Annotated in this window: 13 protein-coding genes; 3 read left to right on the top strand and 10 right to left on the bottom strand. The window is 53.4% G+C overall.

Annotated elements, in window-relative coordinates; genetic code table 11:
* Positions 1-5: 5 nt before the first annotated feature.
* The 6 genes from KTH_RS10365 to KTH_RS10390 all read right to left on the bottom strand — a co-directional run bounded on the left by KTH_RS10365 (position 6) and on the right by KTH_RS10390 (position 9,581).
* Complete coding sequence (locus KTH_RS10365; protein WP_497618376.1) at positions 6-2,753, bottom strand: ABC transporter permease; 2,748 nt, start codon at positions 2,751-2,753, stop codon at positions 6-8.
* A gap of 203 nt (positions 2,754-2,956) precedes the next feature.
* The gene (locus tag KTH_RS10370; protein ID WP_497618377.1) at positions 2,957-3,325 is read right to left on the bottom strand and encodes a MauE/DoxX family redox-associated membrane protein; all 369 of its coding nucleotides are present in this window, start codon (positions 3,323-3,325) and stop codon (positions 2,957-2,959) included.
* 376 nt (positions 3,326-3,701) lie between these two features.
* On the bottom strand, positions 3,702-4,706 hold the full coding sequence (locus tag KTH_RS10375; protein ID WP_497618378.1) for an NADH:flavin oxidoreductase: 1,005 nt from the start codon (positions 4,704-4,706) through the stop codon (positions 3,702-3,704).
* 72 nt (positions 4,707-4,778) lie between these two features.
* Positions 4,779-6,071: an FAD-dependent oxidoreductase gene (locus KTH_RS10380; protein ID WP_497618379.1), complete on the bottom strand. Its 1,293-nt coding sequence runs from the start codon at positions 6,069-6,071 to the stop codon at positions 4,779-4,781.
* Between the two features lie 122 nt (positions 6,072-6,193).
* Positions 6,194-8,878, bottom strand: a complete 2,685-nt coding sequence (locus KTH_RS10385) for a winged helix-turn-helix domain-containing protein (protein WP_497618380.1) — start codon at positions 8,876-8,878, stop codon at positions 6,194-6,196.
* Positions 8,879-9,143: 265 nt separating this feature from the next.
* Entirely contained in the window at positions 9,144-9,581 is a 438-nt protein-coding gene (locus KTH_RS10390) for an ester cyclase (RefSeq protein ID WP_497618381.1), read from the bottom strand.
* Between the two features lie 445 nt (positions 9,582-10,026).
* On the opposite strand from KTH_RS10390, the gene KTH_RS10395 reads away from it, so the two are divergent.
* The gene (locus KTH_RS10395) at positions 10,027-11,193 is read left to right on the top strand and encodes an exo-beta-N-acetylmuramidase NamZ family protein (protein WP_497618382.1); all 1,167 of its coding nucleotides are present in this window, start codon (positions 10,027-10,029) and stop codon (positions 11,191-11,193) included.
* Between the two features lie 911 nt (positions 11,194-12,104).
* The gene (gene murQ, locus KTH_RS10400; RefSeq protein ID WP_497618383.1) at positions 12,105-13,025 is read left to right on the top strand and encodes an N-acetylmuramic acid 6-phosphate etherase; all 921 of its coding nucleotides are present in this window, start codon (positions 12,105-12,107) and stop codon (positions 13,023-13,025) included.
* Positions 13,026-13,473: 448 nt separating this feature from the next.
* Here the strand turns inward: murQ and KTH_RS10405 are convergent, their stop codons facing one another.
* The 4 genes from KTH_RS10405 to KTH_RS10420 all read right to left on the bottom strand — a co-directional run bounded on the left by KTH_RS10405 (position 13,474) and on the right by KTH_RS10420 (position 17,756).
* Positions 13,474-14,670 carry an RNA-guided endonuclease InsQ/TnpB family protein gene (locus tag KTH_RS10405; RefSeq protein ID WP_497618384.1) on the bottom strand — a complete coding sequence of 399 codons (1,197 nt, stop codon included), beginning with the start codon at positions 14,668-14,670 and terminating at the stop codon, positions 13,474-13,476.
* Positions 14,671-14,730: 60 nt separating this feature from the next.
* Entirely contained in the window at positions 14,731-15,282 is a 552-nt protein-coding gene (locus KTH_RS10410) for a winged helix-turn-helix domain-containing protein (protein WP_497618385.1), read from the bottom strand.
* Between the two features lie 376 nt (positions 15,283-15,658).
* Entirely contained in the window at positions 15,659-16,678 is a 1,020-nt protein-coding gene (locus tag KTH_RS10415) for a phosphotransferase (RefSeq protein WP_497618386.1), read from the bottom strand.
* A 484-nt stretch (positions 16,679-17,162) separates the two neighbouring features.
* On the bottom strand, positions 17,163-17,756 hold the full coding sequence (locus tag KTH_RS10420) for a Uma2 family endonuclease (protein ID WP_497618387.1): 594 nt from the start codon (positions 17,754-17,756) through the stop codon (positions 17,163-17,165).
* A gap of 742 nt (positions 17,757-18,498) precedes the next feature.
* Here KTH_RS10420 and KTH_RS10425 point away from each other — a divergent pair.
* Positions 18,499-21,624 (top strand): DUF6788 family protein, encoded by a 3,126-nt coding sequence (locus KTH_RS10425; protein WP_497618388.1) that lies wholly within the window; start codon positions 18,499-18,501, stop codon positions 21,622-21,624.
* The last annotated feature ends 95 nt before the right edge of the window (positions 21,625-21,719 follow it).

Below are 21,719 nucleotides of genomic sequence, written 5' to 3' on the forward strand. Positions count from 1 at the left end.
CTGGCTTACTCGGCCCGCAACACATCCAACAACGAAAGCCGTCGAATGGCTCGTAGCGCCGGAAGAATACCAAGTAACACACCAAGCAATAACAGGGCGAACACTACTCCGAGCAGGCTGGCAAAGACCAAGAGGGGCGGCATTTGCCTTTGCACCAGTAAAACACCCGTTGCTACCAGCACGCCCGGCACCACACCTGTCAATGCCAGTAAACAGCCCTCAGTCAAAAACTGTCGCTGAATCAGCCGCTCATACCAGCCAAGCGCCCGCAACACGCCTATCTCCTTCCGTCGCTGCTGCACCTGCATCACCAGGAGATCTGCCAGGCTCAAGATCGCCAACAGGGTCGTGAATAGAATTGCACAGATTTGTGGCACCGCCGTCTGTAGCAACACATAGTCGCCAAGTAACGTCCCCTGTAGCGTCGCCCGGAACTGGACAATCCCATGCAAGGTAAGAAGCAATAAACAGGAAGAACAGAACAAGCTGCCAAGCAAGATCCATGTGCGCCAGCGCGCTCGCATCACGCTACGCATTGCCATACCAAGTAGCGGCCAACGGAACACTCCCTTGCGCTCCCGCTTCCTTTCACGCACGATGATCGCCCCCTGGCGTAATAGCTCTCCCGGCTTGATCCGCCAGAGCTGCCACATCGGCACGCTTACACTCAATAATGCTAATAACACTATACCCGGCAAGGTCCAGACAACCTTCTCCCAGGGAATTGCCGCTCCCAATCCTGCCGCAATAGCCAGCGCAAGTCCTATGCCCACGATCCCGCCAGAGAGCGCCAGAAGCAAGACCTGCCCTAGAAAAACAAGTGGCGGGTGCCACGGCTTCCAACCAATTGCGCTCAGAATCGCGAACGAGTGTCGCTGCGCCTGCATCAACGAACTTAAGGTCACAATGAGATAGCCCAGACAGACCAGCAGCACCCCACCAAGCAGGATATTCTGCGTCATCCCGATCTGGTTGAGATAGAGCATACCAACGCCAATCGAGATCCAGCGCTCCTCAATCCAGCCAAGCGGCTCCACCGTCTGTTGATAGCCGTTCACTCCCTCTTTAATGCCGGGCACATAGACCAGCGTCGGGCGCGGCGAGGAGCCAAGCGTCACCAGTGCTTGTAAGCCCGTTTTCTCATGGATCTTCTGCGCCACCTGAGCAACACGCTTCCATCCCTCCTCATCGGGCGTAACATTTCCTGCTACCCGCACCCGAATCACATTGATACAATTCTCACCAAGAATTTGCCTGGCCGCGGTCAATGTCGTCAGCGCAAGCGGGGATTGCAACGAAAGTCCCTGTGGATTCGTCGTCGGGAGCACCTGCTTCGGTACAATGGGTCTGCCCTGGGCGTCATAGCGCAAGGTCGGTAAGACTGGAGTGTAGGTAGTCTCAGGCAACCAGTTCAGCGCATCGCGAAAACTGGCTGAGAGTTTATGCCAATCAAAAGCTCCTTGAGGTTTCAACATATATGCGGCATCATTATAAATGGCGTACCCCAATCGGGTATAGCTTCCACTCCCCAGCTCTCCATACGTTATTGTCTCCTCATACTGGACATCAGGGAACGGCTCTAACGGGCGAACAGCCAGATTCTTTCCCTCATATTCATCCCAGCTACCTGTTTCCTGTGGCATCGGCACCACCTGATAGGCACTCTTCCCATCCGGACCCTTTTCTCGCATGAATTGATACTGCAAGTTGGTCGGACGCGAAAGAAAATTCAAGGCAAAGCTCTTCTCTTCACTCGTCCGCAGACGCAAAGTAGAGCCCTCCTGTTCTATATCCACCCCATGCATAAAAGTCTCAACATCGCTTTGTGGTGTCGGAACTTTCCCCTGAAACAGAATTTGTTCAACCGAAGCCTTCTGGAGAGTATTTCCAGCGTTCTGCTGAAGCAATACATGCGGATCCCCGCTGCTTGTCTTGAGCTTCTCAAAAGAAGCCTGGACAGTTACCTGCTGTGGCAGTTCCTGATTGACAAGCACAGGCACGATATAATTGGGTCTCTCTTCTCCATTCCCATCAAGCACCTTTGGAAGGTCACTATAGACATCAAGCTGTTTTTGTTGTGGTAAAGGCTCTCCCTGCGTGATACTCCGGTTAAGATGTACTAATCGGTTCTCGGCATCTGGATCAATGGCCGCTAACAAAAACGTTCCTGGATGGGGCATCCCGGTAAAATATTTTCCCTGCCTGACTGAGAAATAGGTATCAACACCGAGCTGTTGTAATTCCTGCTTTGTTTGCTCAGGCCACTCGCATACTCCCCCGTCACAGGGCACATCACCCCCATAAATAAGAAAATGTCTCTGGTACTCTTTATATTCCTTTACACCATCAAATGCCCTGATCGTCCATGTGAGCGTATAGAAACCCGGCGGCATATGTTCATAACCGAGTCGGACTGTCGGCATCGGGAACCGGGCATTCCCGATAAACGAAATAGGAGCCGCTACTTCAACTCCCGCCATCCGCTTGATCTGTTCATATTGGGCCGTACTGATTCCTGTGTGCAGACTCACCAGGTGGTCCGGTGGCACAACCTGTTCGCCCTGTGTACTTCCCGGGGACAAAACGACGAGATCGTAGGTTGAGCGCCAGTTCTGTCCGATTACCTGTCGTGATTGAAAGACAATCATCTGCGTCGTAATGTTCAACAGGAGAAATGCACATGCTGCGATCAGAAAGCCACTGGCAGCAAACCACGGCCGTCGTCCGCCTGCCTGGAACAAAACTTTCCACATCCTCTTTTCCCTTAATGGACAGGGAACGCCTCAAACTCAGAGACGCTCCCTTTCCTTCTTTCTGATTTAAGAACTGGAATGACAACTGTTACTAGCAGGAACATCGGCATAATGATATCTTCTCTTCCCAAGCCTGAAGAGATCGGCCCCAAAAGCAACAAAAGACAGCACAACAGCAAACCTGTATTCCGCAAAAGCTGCCATCAGGAAAGCTTCTGATTCCCCAATATACCGGCACAGTGGTACGAAAGGTTTGAGCGCCCACGACTCAAGTTTATTGCAATAGCAAGACTAAAGAGGCAGAGCAACACACTGCAGGCCCAGAGAGCTGGTATCAGAAAAACGCCTGTCAGCAAGCATATGCCGCATCCTATTTCCAACGGAAAAAGAAGAAACGCTGCGAGAAAGGAAAGATGAAAATGCCTCTCAAAAGCAACAGGAACAAGCCGATATGACTGGATGGCAGCTTGAAAGGCCAGAGGGTGCCGAAGTTTACTTATTCCGGCACTCAGAAATATAATACTCAAAAAGAAGCGTAGAAAAAAGAAAACGCAAGTAATTACTATACTCATGTTTATCTTCTTTACCTGCTTTCATCTCGACTCACTCAATATAGATATTACAATAGATAAGGATAAAAGTAAACTCTTTATTCTTCGCATTTGTATGAAGAAAAAAAACTAAAAATTTTGTACATCCAAGAACATATCAGTATAAGGCATTCCTGATTCTGTTACTCTGAAATAATGCTTATTCGTAACTACAATTTTTTATTGCAGAGAAAGTAAAATGTTTATAAAATGAATTATTGATTATATGCAACAGATATGAGAAGAAAAATGCACAGAAGGGAAGGGAGCTCCTCTGTTCCCTTCCCTCATTTTCAGCAACGACGCTTATGCAAGAGCTCCATCCTCTTATTTCCTTGCCAACCAGCACAGCGCATTTTCAATAGTTGCCATCGGCTCCAGCATCTGATGATCGAATGACTCTATAGGCTGTCCTTCCGCCAGCCACCGAGGCCAGTCGGGATTCGCCAACGCCCCTCGCGCCAACAAGCATCAGGTCTCCATGCCCGCCCTCTAGAATCTCTGCGACCAGAGCAGGTTTGTGCATCCCTCCATTCGCGATCACAGGGACTTGTGCTACCTTGCGTGCCAGTTGTGTAATCGTCACGCCCTCTCCTAGCAATGCGGTCTCGTTCCAGTTGCGCCCTTCGCTAGCGAGATGCAGATAGGACACCCCGACATTAGCAAGTGCAGAGAAGATAACGGAGCCCTCTTCAATACCGCCCGGCCAGCGATATGTAAAGTCATTGACTTTCGTCTGCGAGAGTCGTATTCCTACGGGATAGTCCGGACCAACAGCCTCGCGAATAGCTGCGACAATTTCGGCTGCAAAGCGCACGCGATTTTTCACTGACCCCCCATAGCGGTCGGTTCGCTGGTTAGTATACGTTGTCAAGAACTGGTCAATTAAATAACCATTGGCGCCATGTATTTCAACCCCATCAAAACCAGCATCACGAGCATACAGTGCGGAGCGTACAAAGCTGGCAATGACGTCCTGGATGTCCTGCGCGCTCATCTCCCGTGGCAGCGGAAATACCCCCTGACCGCCATACTCCGGCATCATCTGGCCGCGAGGCTGCACAGCGGAGGGTGCAATAGTCCCTTGATGATAACGGTTGCCCTGTGATAAGGCTCCGGCATGCATCAATTGCAGGATCATTGACGCCCCCTCGGCATGGACAGCATCCACCACTCTGCGCCAGCCCTCTCTCTGTTCCACCGTCACAATACCAGGCTGATTCAGATATGCCTGACTGTACGCCTGATCGATATAGACACCCTCGGTAATAATGGCAGCAAAATTGCCTCGGGCAAAATCTGCATAGTAAAGCCTCATCTGTTCTGTGGGCACGCCCTCACCGATTGTGCAGACGCGCGACAACAGCGCGACCTCCTCTCAATCGAGTTTATACATCCCTTTTCTTGAGAGAAGATCACGCTGTATATCACGAGCTTACGCGCTCTGTTTCTGCGGGATGAAGAAGCTCATAAGCCGAAACGCGCCCCTGGTAAGGGTTCGACCTACCGAGTTTTCCATCACCATCATATCAAGCGACTGCTTTGAACTCCTGACCGCGGCAAAGCTGTAATCAAGCATCTCCGTCACATATTCTTTCAGCGCAACGGGTAGCGTCTGCTCCTGACGGGACACCGCTACCAGCTTCTGACAGAGTAGTTCCGCATCCCGGAGAGCGGTATTGCCGCCAATGCCGCGCGTCGGAGGCATACTATGAATCGCATCCCCAAGCAAGGTGATATTCTGGCTATCCCAGGGCCGCACCGACGAAGCGATACGCAGCGGGGTTGCCAGCATCGTCTCAGGCGGCGTCTGCTTGAGGAGCTGCTGGATGACTGGATGCCAGCCTGCGGTCATCTCCTGTGCAATTTGTAAGAGCGCATCTCCCGAAAGCTGCTGCGGATCTCGTGGATAGTTCTTCTGTTTTGTGACAAAGGCCCAGAAGTAATAATCGCTGGTATTCTCGAATAGCGTGCTTTCCTCGGTGAGCAGCGCATCCTCGTTTGCACCGATAGAGCCCTGAACCCGTACGTCAGCCTTATCATGCAGATCATGCACAGCGGAGAACAGGCTGCGTCCCTTCGGTCCCAGGATAATCGACGCCCAATCAAGCTGATGGACTTTGAGCAGGTTGTGTACCTCAGGCGTCAGCGGCACTTTCCCCATAAGCGCAACAACGCCGGTATCCAGGCGCTTTGCTTCCGGTAGTAACTGTTGTCGTACACGAGAATTGCTGCCCTCGGCTCCAACCAGCAGATCCCCTGTCGCGCTAGTGCCATCCTCAAAGAAGGCTGTGACCGATCCATCAGGATTCTCTTGATAGTGAGAAAAGCATTTATCAAAATGGACGCACTCATCGAGTTCTGCCAGCAGCACCTGACGCAGCGTGATTCGGCTTACCGACAGAGATGACTCAAGCGGGTTCTCATTGGCTGGATCTGCTGGAAAGGAGATCACGCGACGAAGCTGCTCATCATACATCAGCAAGCCAGCACCCGCATACCCCGACGTCTTCAGGTACACATCAAACAGATGAGGGGGCAAACAAGCATGCAGGGCTTTATTTCCCATTGGCTCAATATGAATACGATAGCCCTGCAAGCGCTCATTACGCGTTCGATCTCGCTCATAGACCGCAACGCTGATCCCTGCCTTTTTCAATCCCTGTGCCAGACAGAGGCCACCAAGTCCGCCACCAACAATCATAACATGAAAAGAACGCTGTCCCATTGAATAGACTCCCTTCTCGTATATCGCATTTTTTTATTTCGTTTCGTTGTTATCGCAAGTATACTTTCAGAGAAGGAGACAGCGTGTCCCCCACGCGGGTGATATTGAGGGTGAAAGCGGCCTCAATCGAAAAGTTGGCGAGCAACTTCGACCGCCTCAAAGCGATTCGCGACGTGGAGTTTCTGATAGAGCCGCTGTAAATGCGTCTTCACCGTATTCAGACTGATGACCAAATGCTCCGCGATTTCCTGACGCTCCATTCCATCCGCCAGCAGCCGTAAAATCTGCCGCTCCTGTGGGCTTAACGTTGCGAGCAGAGAGGCAGGATCAGCCGTAGCTGAAACCTGTGGCTTCTGGCGATAGTCAAAGGCCAGAAGCAGTTCTCGAATGTAGTCGCGATGTGCTTTCTCCTGTCGGGTTGTCAATTGAGCCGCAAGCAGCGTCGCGACAGTTTCACCTTCATCCAAAAACAGGCGCGCCAGACGCTCAACATGTGCAAGCTGAACGCATTCGCTGATCAGGCTTCGCGCCTCCTGTTGCTGCTTCAACTGGTGATAGGCAACACTCAAAAGCAGCTTCACCTGCAATGCGCTATACAGACGCTCATTCAAAAGGGCCTCCTCCTGCCACGGCCTGAGCAGAGATAGCGCATCCTGAGCGGCTCCATTGTGGAGATGCCAGCGCGCCCGCAACAAGGCTACTTGCTCCTGTAATGTGTGAGCAGGAAGTTCCTCGTCCTGTAGCGACTCGAACCAGCGCCGCACAGTAGCAACATCACCCTGAGCAAGCTCAAACCGCTTTTGCCAGAGCAGCAGTTCATACGAGAGCAGCGGAGGATTGGGATAGACCGATTGTGTCTGAAGGAGTTGCATTGCTTCGTGCAGGCGTCCCTGTGCCGCAGCAATACGCGCTTGGAGTAGAACGGACTGAGCCTGGATCGAGCGATCATCGAGATATTGATTGATATGTAATGCTCGCTCAACCTGCTGCTGCGCCTCAGTCAGGTTGTTGCGCTCATACGCAATTCGAGCAGACCCGAGCAGCGCCCTAGCCTGATCGTTGGAGTCTTCTCGTGCCATCTGAAGAGCCGCTTGAAAAAACGCATCTGCTCTCTGCAATGTGCCCTGTTCAAGGCAGAGTTCACCGAGAAAAAGCGTGATCACAAGAGCGCCATCATGTTCCTGGATGTCCTTATAGATGGCAAGGCCAGAAAGCAGCGCCTGATATGCATCCTGGAAGCGTCCCTGTGAACGCGCCTCCATCGCCAGCACCGTCTGACAAATCACCCTGGAAGAAGACATATGAGCAGGTAGAAACGGCAAGGCCTGGCGTGCAGCCTGCACAGCCTTTGTAAGGTTGCCATGTCGGATATCGATCATTGCCTGTAGTGCATTCACCTCAGCCAGACGGGTCTTCTGTCCGTGCCACCCCTCGCTTGCATACTGCAACAGCGTCCTGACACGGGTCAGGGTTGCCGCATCAAGCTGATCTGAAGGGAAGGTAACCGTCAGCGCAGAAGCATAGGCCAGACAGAGGATCGGAGCCGTCGCAAGCAGCGTTTCAGGGATCGGCTGTAACCAGCGAAGAAGACCATATGTTCTTTGATAGAGCGTCTCCTGAGATTCCAGCAAGCGCTCTAACAATGGAAGCGCTTCGGCGAAAGCACGACGTTGCAGCGCGATCTCGATTGCTTCCTCAATGAGATCGTTCTGTTCATACCACTGCTGTGCTCGCTCCAGACAGAGCGCTATCTGTTGCTCTCCCAGACGTCGTGTAGCCTCATGCTGCATGGCCTCAGCAAACAAGCCATGATAGCGATACCAGCCCTGAGAATCCTCTATGGGTTGCAGGAACAATCCCGCTCGCTCAATCGTTGCCAGAAGTTTCTCGCTCTCCTCATTTCCCGTCACGCTGATACATAAGGCAGCACACAATCGGTGAAGATGACAGGTCTGAAGCAGAAAAGCTTGAACATCCTCCGACTGGGTATGCAGCACTTCCGTCAGAAAATAATCAAGGAAATAGCGATGCCGACCAGTTAGTGATGAAAGCATATGCTGCATTTTCTCCGGCGTTGGGCGGCCAGAAAAGCCAAGTGTGAAGAGCCTCAAGCCTGCAATCCAGCCCTCCAATTGCTCCGCAAGCTGCTCAAACTCAGCCGCAGTGAACTCATATGAGAGCGTCTGCTGCAAAAAGTGATACATCTCTTCCTGCGAGAACGCAAGCTGCTCCTCCCGAATTTCCAGTAATTGATGATTGGCGCGAAGCCGGGACAGCGAAAAGGGGGGATCGCTTCGCGTCATCAAGACAAGATGCAGCTCAGGTGGAAGCTGCTCGATCAAGAAAGTCAGCGTTTGATGGATTTGTTGCTCATGAATAACATGATACTCCTCAAGTACCAGTATCCCCCGACAGTCGTGCTTTATCAGCTCGTTGACAAAGTCATTCACGCCCTGATGCAGTGCCGAAGGGCCGAAGGGAGCCACTTCTTGCGCGTTCTGCTGTAGAGACAATAACACCGTCTGAGGAAGCAGCGGTTGACAGGCGGCAAGGATATAATTCCAGAAACGGAGGGGGTCGTTGTCTCCCTCATCGAGAGAAACCCAGGCAACAGGCGGAAAACCAGCGTGATCATGCCATTTCTTCAGCCATTGTAACAGAGCAGTTGTTTTGCCAAAACCAGCCGGGGCAGAAATCAGCGTGAGCGGGCAGGTCAGGACACGATCTAACGTGGTAAGCAGTTCCGGTCGCTCAAGCAATGCCGGGGCCAGTCGTGGACGTCGCAACTTGGAGAGTAACAGGCTCATTGTTCAGCTCATTCCTGCTTCTTTTTCGCTCATTCACTCGGGAATCGCTGGATGCACAGCGAATAGTAGCTCCATCATACCATATAGGCCCGAGTCGTCCAACCGCAATCGCGTATTAGCGTCCTTCTCAAATGATTTCTGCTATAACAAAGCACAGGATATTGAGCCGTGTATCAGCGATAACGACTATCTGGCGAAAGGCTTCATCAGGAAGCGCTATTCAAGTAGCCACAAATGGACACACCTCCTGGCCTGGAAGTCCGCTCTATATACGCGCAGGCTTATCCTGTCCCGGGGGTAAAACGCCCATTTGCTCAAGCATGCCCAGGGTGTGCGTTTGTTCCCATTCAGCTTCTATCTTTCCTTCTCGTATATGGTACATATTGATGCCGTTGACTGCAATATGCTTCCCTGTTGCAGCAATACCTTGAAACGGTCCAAGATGCGTTACATCTCCCTGCCATCGGATCACGACTGTATTGGCTTCTGCAACCATTTCAACGATCTCGACACGCCAATCAGGAAAGGCGGTATGAAGCATGGTGATAAGCTGGCGCATTTGTTCGTGGTCTCGCCCTGGTTGTCCTCCAAGATAGTAGCGAAATGTATCTGTTGTTAACTCATCAAGCGCTGCCAGATCAGCATGATTCCACACACGCTCTACATAATCTGTAACAAGCGCTTTCTTCTGTTCGATTGACATAGATCTCCCTTGCTTTTAAACCGTGTTGTTCTGATGCACTACTGAAGAGAGCCATCACGCCAGAAGGCCTTTTTGAAGTACATTAGAAAAGAGAAGGAACAAGAACGATGGAACGTATAGCATATATTATATATAATACTATATCGCTGTCAAAGCGTGCCTTCTCTAACAATAGGTCTATACACAGTTGGTATACGCTGGAACTGTGTACTCCTGGTTACCCGTGTCTCTCCTGCCAACAGTTCCGCTCGGATCTCGCAGCTATTGAAGTACAGCCCGCGACACCTGAGGTTGCCTGTCGGAGCGAGCAGATGACGAGTTTCTTGCTTGACTCCTCCTTTCAAATATGGCACTCTGGAACCAGAGTCGATTGATATAGGATCATTATCATACACGTACTACATGTGCCAGCGCTCCCTACTCCGTTGGCTCTGGAAGGATACCTATGCAAGCTGCCCCCGTACAAACCGGCCTTGAAACGCTCCTCGCGGAGGGGCTCCCCCATCTCTCTCGAAAGCGCCTCGGGCTGATTACCAACCCGAGCGCCGTCAATCATCGTCTGCAAAGCGCCGTAGATCTCCTCTCTGCACAGGGCTCTCTTCACCTCTGTGCCCTTTTTGGACCTGAGCACGGCATTCGTGGTGATGCGCAGGCGGGCGTTGATATAGCAAGCAGCCATGATCCGCGCACCGGTCTGCCCATCTATAGCCTGTACGGCCCCACGCGCCGTCCTACGCCAGAAATGCTGGCCGGCCTGGATGCCTTGCTCTATGATATTCAGGATGTGGGGGTGCGCTACTATACCTATATTGGGACGCTGCTCTTCGCGCAGGAGGCCGCAGCGGCTGCCGGCCTGGAGTTTCTTGTGCTTGACCGTCCTAACCCTCTTCCTGACACGTTTCTTGAGGGTAATGTGCTCGATCCTCGTTTCGCCTCCTTTGTTGGCGCGTATTCCCTGCCGGTTCGTCACGGGCTGACCGTAGGCGAGTTGGCCCGTCTCTTTGCCTCTGAGCGTGGCTGGCCTCCACCCACCGTTGTGCCGTTGCGTGGCTGGAAGCGGAGCCTCTGGTTCGATGAGACAGATCTTCCCTGGATTATGCCCTCGCCCAATCTGCCCACCCTGGATGCAGTCACACTCTATCCCGGGACCTGCCTTTTTGAGGGAACCAACTGTTCAGAGGGGCGCGGCACAACACGACCCTTCGAGGTGATTGGAGCGCCCTGGATCGATCCTTTTCAGCTCGCTGAGGCCATGAATGATCTGGCGCTGCCAGGAGTTGCGTTCCGTCCTCTGTATTTTACGCCTCAGTTCTCAAAGCATCGTGATACTCCCTGTGGCGGCGTCCAGCTTCATATCACAGATCGCACGCAGTTGCGCCCCCTCACAGTGGGTCTCTATCTGTTGCACACAATCCGCTCGTTATACCCGGACGCTTTGAACTGGACGCAGGGCAGTGATGGCCAGTATTTTCTTGACCTGCTTGGCGGTACCGATCAATTGCGCCTGGCTCTGGAACGTGGCGCTACTGTAGATGAAATCATGGCAGCCTGGCCAGAGCAGCAAGCGGATTTTGCTCGGCGGCGTCAGGCTGCGTTGCTCTATGAAGGATAAGGTGCGATGCGTGTGATCTGCATGCATTGGTCCTGCTGATAGCATCGCAACCCCGACCGCACTCATAGCGCGCGGCCTTGCCAATGCCGATCAGCACTCTGGCTCGTCTCGAATCGACGAAGTCCCGGTCAGTGTTAATGATGCTTGCAGCCATGCGCCGTGTTGCCCGGTAGCCGTGTTTGCCCTTCGAATCTCAGGAATTGCTCGCTACGGGCTCGCACGGCTGTTCTGTTCGCATCCCTTGCCTGTGAGGCTACCCTTCTCACCAGCCTCGTTAGCCGGGGGCAAGCCTCACGGCACTGTTGGGATGATCATTCAAAGGCCCGGGCTTACAAGCAAGGGGAAACACGGCTCTGCTGATCAATCGTAACGAGAAAGCGATACACAATACCTTTCCCAGGCACTACCGTTTGTGAGAACCGTCGGGCAGATCGAAAAACAAGCCCTCTCGCTCCTGACTGCATGGCCCCTCAACTGCACCATTTTTATACCAGACCTTTGTAAAGCCTGGTAATCCGGCATATCCCCGACAATTGAAAAGCCCTGAGCGAAAAGATGGAATGCTTGCTTTTTCCCGTCCATTCGAGTATGCTTCTTTTCAAGATGATCAGGCGCCATAAGGCAGGAAGTGGATACAGTTCATACTCGTTGCCTCGCATCGATGAGCAGGAGTCAGCCGAAAGAAGCTGAGATCACACAGGAGAAAGCCAGGTGAGGAAACGCGAGAGCAGAGCCAGAAAGCGACACTCAGAAGCTGAAGCCCGCAAACGGTGTGTTCTTGCCACCTCTCAAGCCCTGCCAGGTAGGCCGCCTTGCAGAGAGATTTTGATCTCGTTTGAAATTGCAAAAAGCATAGACACACCTATCTATTATAGAGCATATGCAGTTGCACCTTCTTGAGGAGATTTTCTATGGAGAGCACCCAGCCCGAAGCATTATACTCGCTCGCAACCGAGCAACCAAACCCCGCCACACGCGATATTGATCGCCTGAGTGCACTGGAAATCGCCCGCCTGATGAATGCGGAAGATGCGACGGTTCCACGTGCGGTGGAGCAAGAATTACCCAACATCGCCCGCGCCATTGAGGAGATTGCGGCACGTCTGCGTACAGGTGGCCGTCTCATCTATATCGGTGCTGGCACCTCTGGTCGCCTGGGGGTTCTGGATGCCTCGGAGTGTCCTCCCACCTTCAACGCGCCTCCAGGGCAGGTTGTCGGCCTGATCGCGGGTGGTCCGGCAGCGCTCACTCATGCGATCGAAGGGGCCGAGGATAATCCTGACGCCGGAGCTGCCGATCTCCAACGGATCTCCCTTTCTTCTGCCGATGTCGTGGTTGGCCTGGCTGCCAGTGGTCGTACTCCCTACGTCCTGGGTGCTGTCGCCTATGCTCGCCAGCAGGGAGCACTGACCATCGGCATCGCCTGCAATGCCGCTACGCTGCTTTCGCGCGAGGTAGACATTATGATCGCGCCCCAGGTTGGCCCCGAGGTAGTCAGTGGGTCAACACGCCTGAAAGCCGGGACAGCCCAGAAACTGGTTTTGAATATGCTCAGTACGGGCAGTATGATCCTTCTGGGCAAGACGTTCGGAAATCTGATGGTCGATCTCCAGGCGACAAACCAGAAATTACGTCTTCGGGCGGTAAAGCTCGTTCAGCTAGCCACAGGCCTGACGGAGGCTGACGCTGCTCAGCTTTTGCATAAAGCAGGAGGCGAGACCAAGACCGCGATCTTGATGGGCCTGGCTCATCTCTCACCTGAGGAGGCACGCGCTCAGTTGGCAGCCCATCAAGGAGTTCTGCGCGCAAGCCTGGAAGCGCATTCATCATAGGGGTTTTGACACTGTATTTGCTGACGAGTATGCCATGAGAGCAGACGCGAAAGAACACAGAAGAGTCTGCACAAGGTAACGGGCATTATACTGTTGGAGTGGCCGCGCCATCAGAGGCAGGAGCAACGATATATGGTTAAAACGCGGCTCCTCCCAGGCCCGAGACTTGAATACGGACCGTTCTGTTAGATTGATCTTTCTCCCAATCAGGATCTGAAAGGCCCTACAACTTCTCTCCGTTGGCTTCTACCACGTGTCAAAACGATACAGCTTCCGATATCAAGAGGTGGACGAACTCCTCTCATGGCCAGCCCTTGCATACGCAGTTCCTCGATAGCTGATAGGTTCCAGAGGGAAAGGAAGTATCACTTTTCCCGGCCTATATGTAACGTAGTGTATATTATTCCTCATTGACACTCCCCAGACCTGAAGGCCGGGGATTCTTCCTTCATCCAGCCTGCTTGCGCGGCGTCGCAGTGCGACGACGCGTAGCGGCAGGCTGTCCAGAAGCGTTCGACGAGGCACCCTCGTCGGTTCCCGTCTGCCCGACGGTACCCTGTAGCGCTTTGTGCAAGATATTCAAGGCGGCATTGTGATCGCGGTCGAGGAGCAGACCACAGCCAGGACACAGATGCGTACGCATACTCAAGCTCTTCTTGACCCGCTGCCCACAACGAGAACAGTCCTGACTGGTATAGGCCGGTTCCACCCCGATCACCGGAACACGATGCAGCGTGCCATAGTATCTCACCCACCAGAGGAAGCGACCCCACGCCGCGTCAGCGATGCTCTTGGCCAGATGACGGTTCTTGACGAGATGGCGGATCTGCAAGGCTTCGTAGGCAATCACGTCGTGAGACGAGACAAGCGCGTTCGCCGTCTTCCTGGCGAAATCCTCGCGCTGCCGTTGCACCTTGAGATACGCTTTGCTGAGGGCTTGACGGGCTTTGCGCCGATTGCGGCTGCGCTTCTGCGTCTTCGAGAGCCGACGATGCAGCCGCTTGAGCCGCCGTTCCGCCTTGCGGAGATACTGAGGAGGAGCCACGGTGTTGCCTTCGGAGTCAGTGAAGAAGGCACGCAGCCCCAGATCAATGCCTATCTGCTTGCCTGTGGGCTGATGTTCAACGCGTCGCGTGGCCGCCACCGCGAATTGGCAATAATACCCATCAGCCCGCCGGAGCAGTCGTACCCGCTTGATCTGTGAGAGGGGAAAGGCCATGATATCACGCGAGCCGATGAGGCGCAGCCGGCCAATGCCACAGCCATCTGTGAACCGAATGTGTACCCCATCAGCCTCCAGCTTCCAGCCCGTCTGCTTGTACTCGACACTGCGACAATCATGCTGGAACTGAGGGTACCCCTTCTTGCCGGGTATCTTGAGACGACAGTGCTCGTAGAAACGGGAGATGGCAGCCCACGCCCGGTCTGCGGCAGCTTGCCGGGCCTGTGAGTTGAGGGAGAGCGCAAAAGGGAACTGTCTGGCCAGCACAGCGCAATACCGCTGCAGATCATTCCTGGAGATGCCACGTGCATCCATCCAGAGGCGCAGGCACTTGTTGCGAATGAACTGGGTGGTGCGGATGGCTTCCTCGATGGCGGCGAATTGCGCCTTCGACCCATCGAGCTTGTATTCGGAGATCAGCATCCCTTGCTCCTTGTTCTTCCTCACTATCTTCGTGTATTCTCGCACAACGATTGTCTTCTGTCAAGCGAAGGGGAACGTTCTGACTCTGATGGCTTCCTGCGCCATCCATCCCCTTGGCTGAAGCCAGGGCCTTCTGCCGCTTTTTGGTAACTCCTGCGCTAGATTTTGCCGCAAGCTCTGATAGCTCGTATCCAGAATTTCCTGTGGCGTCTGGCTGATCTTCTCAAGCATTTCCTGGGGAGCCTCTGTATCTCCACTGGCTTTATTACTCTTGTTTTGAAATTCCATGAACTCAGGAAATTGCTCTAAAAACTGCACATCAATACGTGGCGGATTACTCTTCAATACCCTGGACCCTTGTTCTGTCAGGCGGAACTTTGCTCTTCCTGTCGCGGCGAGAAGGTTTGCTTTGACCAGATAGGTTCGAGCCCAATGAACGCGGTTATCAAATCTGCGTCGCTTGCCACTGGGGAGCAATTCTTTTCTCTCCTGATCACTGAGATGAAACTGTTGGGCCAGAATCTCTATTACCTCACTGAGAGTATGTTCATTCCCATCAGCAGCAATTTTTAAGAGTGGGAGCATAAGGTTTTGATAATCGGGGATTGCCATATTTCATCCTCCGGCGAGAAATTACGTACCTGTTTTTCCGCTTGAACCAATATACCATAGAAAAGCCCGGATAGCCAGCATGTAGTATCACGAATTGTATTTCTCTATTTACACCAGAGCAAACGAGGAGAAGCTATCAACATGGTTTCGTAGATGTATCTTTTCCACACTCATCCCATACAACAAATATCGTGAAGCTGAAAACAGCAACAAAGAAGCCTTCTCTGACGGTAAAGTCGAACTTATAAGCTATCAGACGTCTCACCTTGAGATTACACTACTGCTTCAAGCGTCCCTTGCTCCCAAACCGCAAGATCTGGGAGCGAGTCGAGCCCATTTGGAAGAGTGGGCGTGCTATAATCTGAACGGCTCCCGCTCAGGGTCTCATGATATCCATTGCCCGCTTGAGCAAGCCTGACACCCTCTGACGAGCCGCAGCCAGCGTTTCAAAGTTCCATTCATCACACACATCTTCTCCCCCAACAACGGGAAACTGTTCCTGAAGGGTTCGCAGACAACGTAAGGCCAAACGAGGAGCAAAATTGGCAAGTGTGAGGTGCTGTCTCTTCAGGTAGCGCTCGACAATGCCCGCTTGATCATAAGGGCTCCAACAATAAATCAAGTACATCGCCATGCCGATGTGAGGGTCTTCAAAACACGGCAAGCTGAAGTCAATAATCCCGGTTAAGCGTTCTCCTTCAAAAAGAAAATTCCCCTGGTTGTAATCTCCGCTGGAGAAGGCTAATGGCGTTTCGATCTTGCTCACGATAGGCTCTAAGACTTCTATCGCTTGCTCGAAAACAGCTTCAGAGAGCCAGGGACCACCCCTGGCAAGAATCGCTTGCAGTTCCGAACTCAACGTTCTTCTTGGTAACTGTTGGGCAATGGGCGAGTGTTGGAGGAAGGTCGTCACACCATGTATGAGATCGATTCCTTGCAGAATCAGACCAATAGCCCACTGGATTTGCTCCGGGGTAGCAGTCAAGCCCCATTCGAGAAACGACTGACCGGGCAAGACATTCAAGATTGTCATGGCTCCTGCTTCGGGTTGCGCGGGATCAATCGCAGGCCCCGCAAGAACTGTCGGGACCGGTAAACCGGCCAGCGCAAGCAGGGGAAGAATAGCAGCCTCCTTCTCAACTCCACCCAGAATGTAATTCATACGAAGAATGAGTCGACATGCTTCTCTATTGGGCAAGCTCACATCAACCCAGATGGGGCACGGTAATTGAACAGTTCGATGCAGCCGGGCCTGGATAATACGTGTTCCCTCTGGACAAGCCGAGAGCACAAATGCTTCCTGAAAAGGGGTGAGCGGCTTCGAGAGGTCCGTTGGCGGTTTCCAGGCGGTGTTGATATCTGATGGCACCGGAATGCGCGTTAGCTCGTCTGACACATCTCTCTCCATTCTCAACGTGTCTTTCTGCCACAACAAATATATGCTTCAAGCTTACTTGACGCAGCAACAGTTTGCAAGGAACTAAACTCACATGAACCAATAGGGATGGTCAAACGGTGTGAAGGCATGAACGTGGACGTCTCCAGCGCTAGATCTGTATCTCGACAAGAAATGTCAAAAACAATCACTCTTCCTTGCTCAAAATGGGAGCAATCGGAGACATTCTTTCCTCATCCGGGGAAAGGGAGCGGGTCGCCAGCCACAAAAGAGGGGACACAAACGGTGCAGACCCGACAATCAAAGAGACCTATTTTCCCGAGCACAAGCAGGGAATGGTACCAGGGGCCTACCAGGACTCAGAGAGCGATAGGGCTGCTAAAGAACCTGGGCCGCACTTCTGCATGCTTCCAGGTTATACCTCTTCTTTCGATGAGATCGAACAGGGTCTTGAAAAGACGTTAAAGCGTGTGTCCCTCCCTCTTCACGGAAGGACTCCTTGATAAAGCTGCTCAATGTCCAGTTCTAGATCAAGAACATCGAGACGAATCACTCCAGACTCATACACTTCTTGTTTCCAGTCACAGTTACGACGATAAACCTCAATACTGCGTTTCTGCTGACTGACGAGGATATAGACCTCCAAACTCGGGCAATGCTGGTACCGCTGAAATTTTTCCGTCCGGTCATACCTTTCTGTACTCGGGGAAAGTACCTCGATCACAAGCAGGGGCGAGCGAATCTTGCACAAGCCGCTTTGATTACGATCCCCCACATCACAGGTAATCACGACGTCCGGGATACACGTCGGGTGCTCCGGAATGCTGACATGTTGCCCTGTTATCACTGAACAAGGTCCTGACTGAAGTTGGAGTTCAAATTGTACAAGGGCTCGCGTGATAAGCTGAGCATGTGCCCAACTCGACCCGGTCATATCGGTAATGATCCCGGATCGCGTCCGGAGGTCATACTGCGTAAGTTCATAGCGGTACGGTTGCTCACAATTGATGAGACACTCAAAGGCTTCGAGTGTCGCAGGAATACCGTCTTTCTGATCGTGCTGTGTTTTCTGTATCATATTCCACTCCTTCCCAACACCTGACCAGGGAGAAAGGCACTGCCCCTGACCCACTCTTCATTATACCCGCTCTCTCCTCTACACGCCCTGCTTGCCCTGTGTAAGACAAACTCCTTTTGCAGCAAAGTTTCATACACACCCTGCTTAAGATCCCTTAACAGCACACATAGCTTCGTGCTTCAGTGTTTCCCTCTTGCATTTCGAGCTCGCGCAGGCTATACTGGAAGCAGATCCATGCGAGGCCGGAAGTGATGCCATTTCCAAGCACGCAGCGTCGCCCAACCCACGAGAAGGCAAGAAACCGGTCTCTGGAGCAAGCTGAGAAGGATTAGCAATAGGCCGGAAACCCTGAAAACGGATCGTGTCGCCATTTTCAGCGAGGAATATCTTGCTATGCCTCGCAAAACAGCTTCTGAGAACGCTTCTAGCGCGATGCGAGGCATAGCGCCCTTGTAGGGGACTTTGATCCGTTCAGGATTTTGGAACGGCTCAAATCCGAGGGCGATCATGAACCCAACGCCCTTGCAGGGGACTTTGATCCGTTCAGGATTTTGGAACTTCCTGGTAATTGCCTCTAGATCAGGGTGGGTATCAACCTGTAGAGAGCTTCGATCCGCGCAAAGAAGCAGGCAGGTCGACACGTCGCGAGGGAGCCTTGTCGGTAAGCCGCCGCTCTGCTATACTTCCTGGTGTTGGGAGGAATGGGAGCAGTCGGGAACAATGCAGACAGAAGGAAGGTTCGATGCCCAGAGCACCACTCCACGCCCTGATCTGGTCCAAAGAGCAGCGCTGCTATGAGTTATACACTCGTGGACGGCTTGAGCATCGCTTTCAACCAGCGGATGAAGCCGCCTGGCTAGACTGGCTCCAGGAGGCGACTTCCTTTGCCTTCCACGGTGCAAGAGGCTCTCTCAATGTCTATCAGGAACAGCGACCACGTGGGGGAGCGTATTGGTATGCCTACCAGACCAAAGAGGGCCGCACCCGCAAGCGATACCTCGGGCAGACCGAGAATCTTGGTTTCTTACAACTGGAGGAGACGGCACAGGCGCTCTTGCGTGAGCAGAAAACCGGACATTCGCTCGATCAGGGGATGCTGGTGCTTTCGGGACGACTTACTCCGCCGCGACTGCCAGGCGCCCTGGTAGAGCGTGAACGCCTGCTGACTGCACTCGATGAGGCGCTTTCGACACCGCTGACTCTGCTCTCCGCTTCGGCGGGATGGGGCAAAACAACGCTGCTCTTGGTCTGGGCACATCGACAAAAAAAGACACAGGTGGCCTGGCTCTCGCTGAACGAACTGGACAATAGTCTGACACGCTTCTGGGTCGCGCTGATCGAGGCTTTGCGCCGCTGCCCCTGCCTGGAACCAGACTTCGGAGAAAACGTCGTAGCACAGTTACAATCGCCTCAGCCTCCACCGCTTTTCTCCTGTCTCTCCGTACTTCTCCATGAGCTGGAAAGCCAGCAGCTCTATCCTGTTCCTATTGTCCTCATAGTAGACGACTATCATGAGATAGAAGAAGCAGCCATTCACCAGGGCATGGCCTTCTTCCTGGAGCACCTGCCCGCGCACCTGCATCTGATCCTCTCCACCCGCGTAGACCCGGACCTGCCTCTTGCGCGTCTACGAGCCCACGGACAGTTGACCGAGATTCGTGCGAGCGAGCTACGCTTTCAGGAGAACGAAGCACAGCAGTTTGTGGACAAGATGTTCTCGCCACCACTCTCAAAAGAAGAGGTACAGCGGCTGGTGAGCCGAACGGAAGGCTGGATTGCCGGGCTACACCTGGTCGCGCTCACGATGCAAAAGCGTAAGGATCGCACTACGTACCTTGAAACATTGACCGGGAGTCAGAGGTACCTGCTGGATTACGTGCAAGAGGATATCCTGACACGCCTATCACCCGATATGCGCGACTTTCTCCTTCACATCTCCATCCTCTCTCATCTGGACGCACGTGTGTGCCAGGCCGTCACGGCTGCACCAACGAGAGCAGCCAGTCAGCACATGCTCACGTTGCTGGAACGAGCGAACCTCTTCCTGGTGCCTCTGGATGAGGAGCGGCGCACCTATCGGCTGCATGATCTCTTTCGTGAAGCCCTGCTCTCGGCGCTCCATAACAACCAACCAGAGATAGTACCGCTTTTGCATCGTCGGGCTACCGACTTTTATGAGGCGGAAGGACAGTGGACTGAAGCCATTACTCATGCACTTGCCGGGGCTTCTTTCTCCACAGCAGCGCGGCTGATGGAACAAACCATCGAACAGTTCTGGCTGCGTGGAGAGGCGGAGACAATGGCACGCTGGGTGCTGGCATTGCCTGATCCGGTGGTACGCGCACACGCACACCTGGCACTCACTACAGCACTCTATCTCCTTCACCCCGTCACCTATTCGACCCAAGGGCAGCGTGAACGTCGCCACCAGCAAGTGAGACAGCTCATAACACGGGTCGAAGTAGCCTTGCAGCATCAAGCGAACGAGCCCGCTTCGGAGACCCTGCTGCATCTGCGTCTGCGCCTGTTACGCGCGGGGATCGCCCTGTATGAGGCAATAGCGGCCTCAGAGTATGAGCGCCTGCCCGCCCTTCAGCAGGAGATGCAGGAGCTTGACCAGGACGAGGAGATCATCTGGCATATACTCCCGCTCTTCTGTAACGTCGTCTACTACACGGCCAGGCAAGAGAGAGCAAAGCTTTTACCACAACTGCTGGACGCCAGAGAGCAGGCCCGCCGCTCGGGAAGCCACCTGGCGGCAATCAGAGTCATACAGTGGTTGGCACTCGCGGCAGAAGAGGCAGGACAGCTACACCTGGCCTATCAGGAGAGTCTGGCCGCCCTCGACCTGATCGAACAGACGGGGAGCTATACCCTGCTCAAAGGGTACTTCAGGGATGTCCTGGCAGTAGTGTTGTATCAATGGAATCGGTTGGAAGAGGCGCGTGACTGGCTGCGAATGGTCATTCAAGATGCCACCACCTGGCAACAGAGTGATTTACTCCTGTCGGGATATATGCATCTGATGCAGGTCGAGCAGGCAAGAGGAGATCTGTCTGCTGTCCAGCAAGCACTGCATGAGTTTGAGCAGTTGGCAGGATATCACCGTCGGAACTGGCTGCCCATCATGCAAGCACAGTGGTGGCTGGCTCGGGGAGAGATAAGAGAGGCAACCAACTGGGCAATGAGCATTGTCTTTCCCGAAGGGGCATGGGAACGCAGCTTGTATGACGCTTTCCCGATTGTGATGCGGGTATATTTTGTAGAGCGCCATTGGACAGAAGCTCTGGAGCAGCTAGAACGCTTTAGCGAGAAGCTGATTCATTCGGCCAACAGCAAGATTACCCTCACATATCTGGCTCAGTACATGGTGGCGCTACACCATGCAGGCCAGAACGAACAAGCATGCAAGGTCGCGACGCGCCTGTTAGCTTTGACCGAACCAGAGGGCTACCTGCGTCTGTACCTGGATGAAGGCGAACCGATGCGTCAGGCACTTGAGACACTGCTAACTCCCAACTCACAGCAGCATGAGGTGGCCCCCTCCACCAGAGCCTACATCTCAAAGCTGCTGACCACTTTCGAGCAGGTGCAACAAAGCACACACCTGTCTCAGGTTTCGCCCTCCTCTCTCGCGTCTGCATCCCTCCCTGCCCGGAAGGCATCCACTCCGGGCATTACCCTTACACAGCGTGAGCAGGATGTCTTGCGCCTGTTGGCCACCGGAGCCTCGAATCAGGACATAGCCCGGTCCCTGGTGATCGAACTGCCCACCGTCAAAAAACACGTCAGTAACCTGCTCAGCAAACTGGGAGCCACGAACCGCACTCAGGCAGTGGCCCTGGCGCGTGCCCGCTCCCTGCTCTAACAGGATTCCTCCCAACAGGGAACCGTTCTCCTCTTACACCTACTCCCTTTGGTATCCTTTTGGCTCCTGTGGAAGCGCTCGCGTTCTGTTATTCT

The organism is Thermosporothrix sp. COM3 (genome assembly GCF_059696735.1).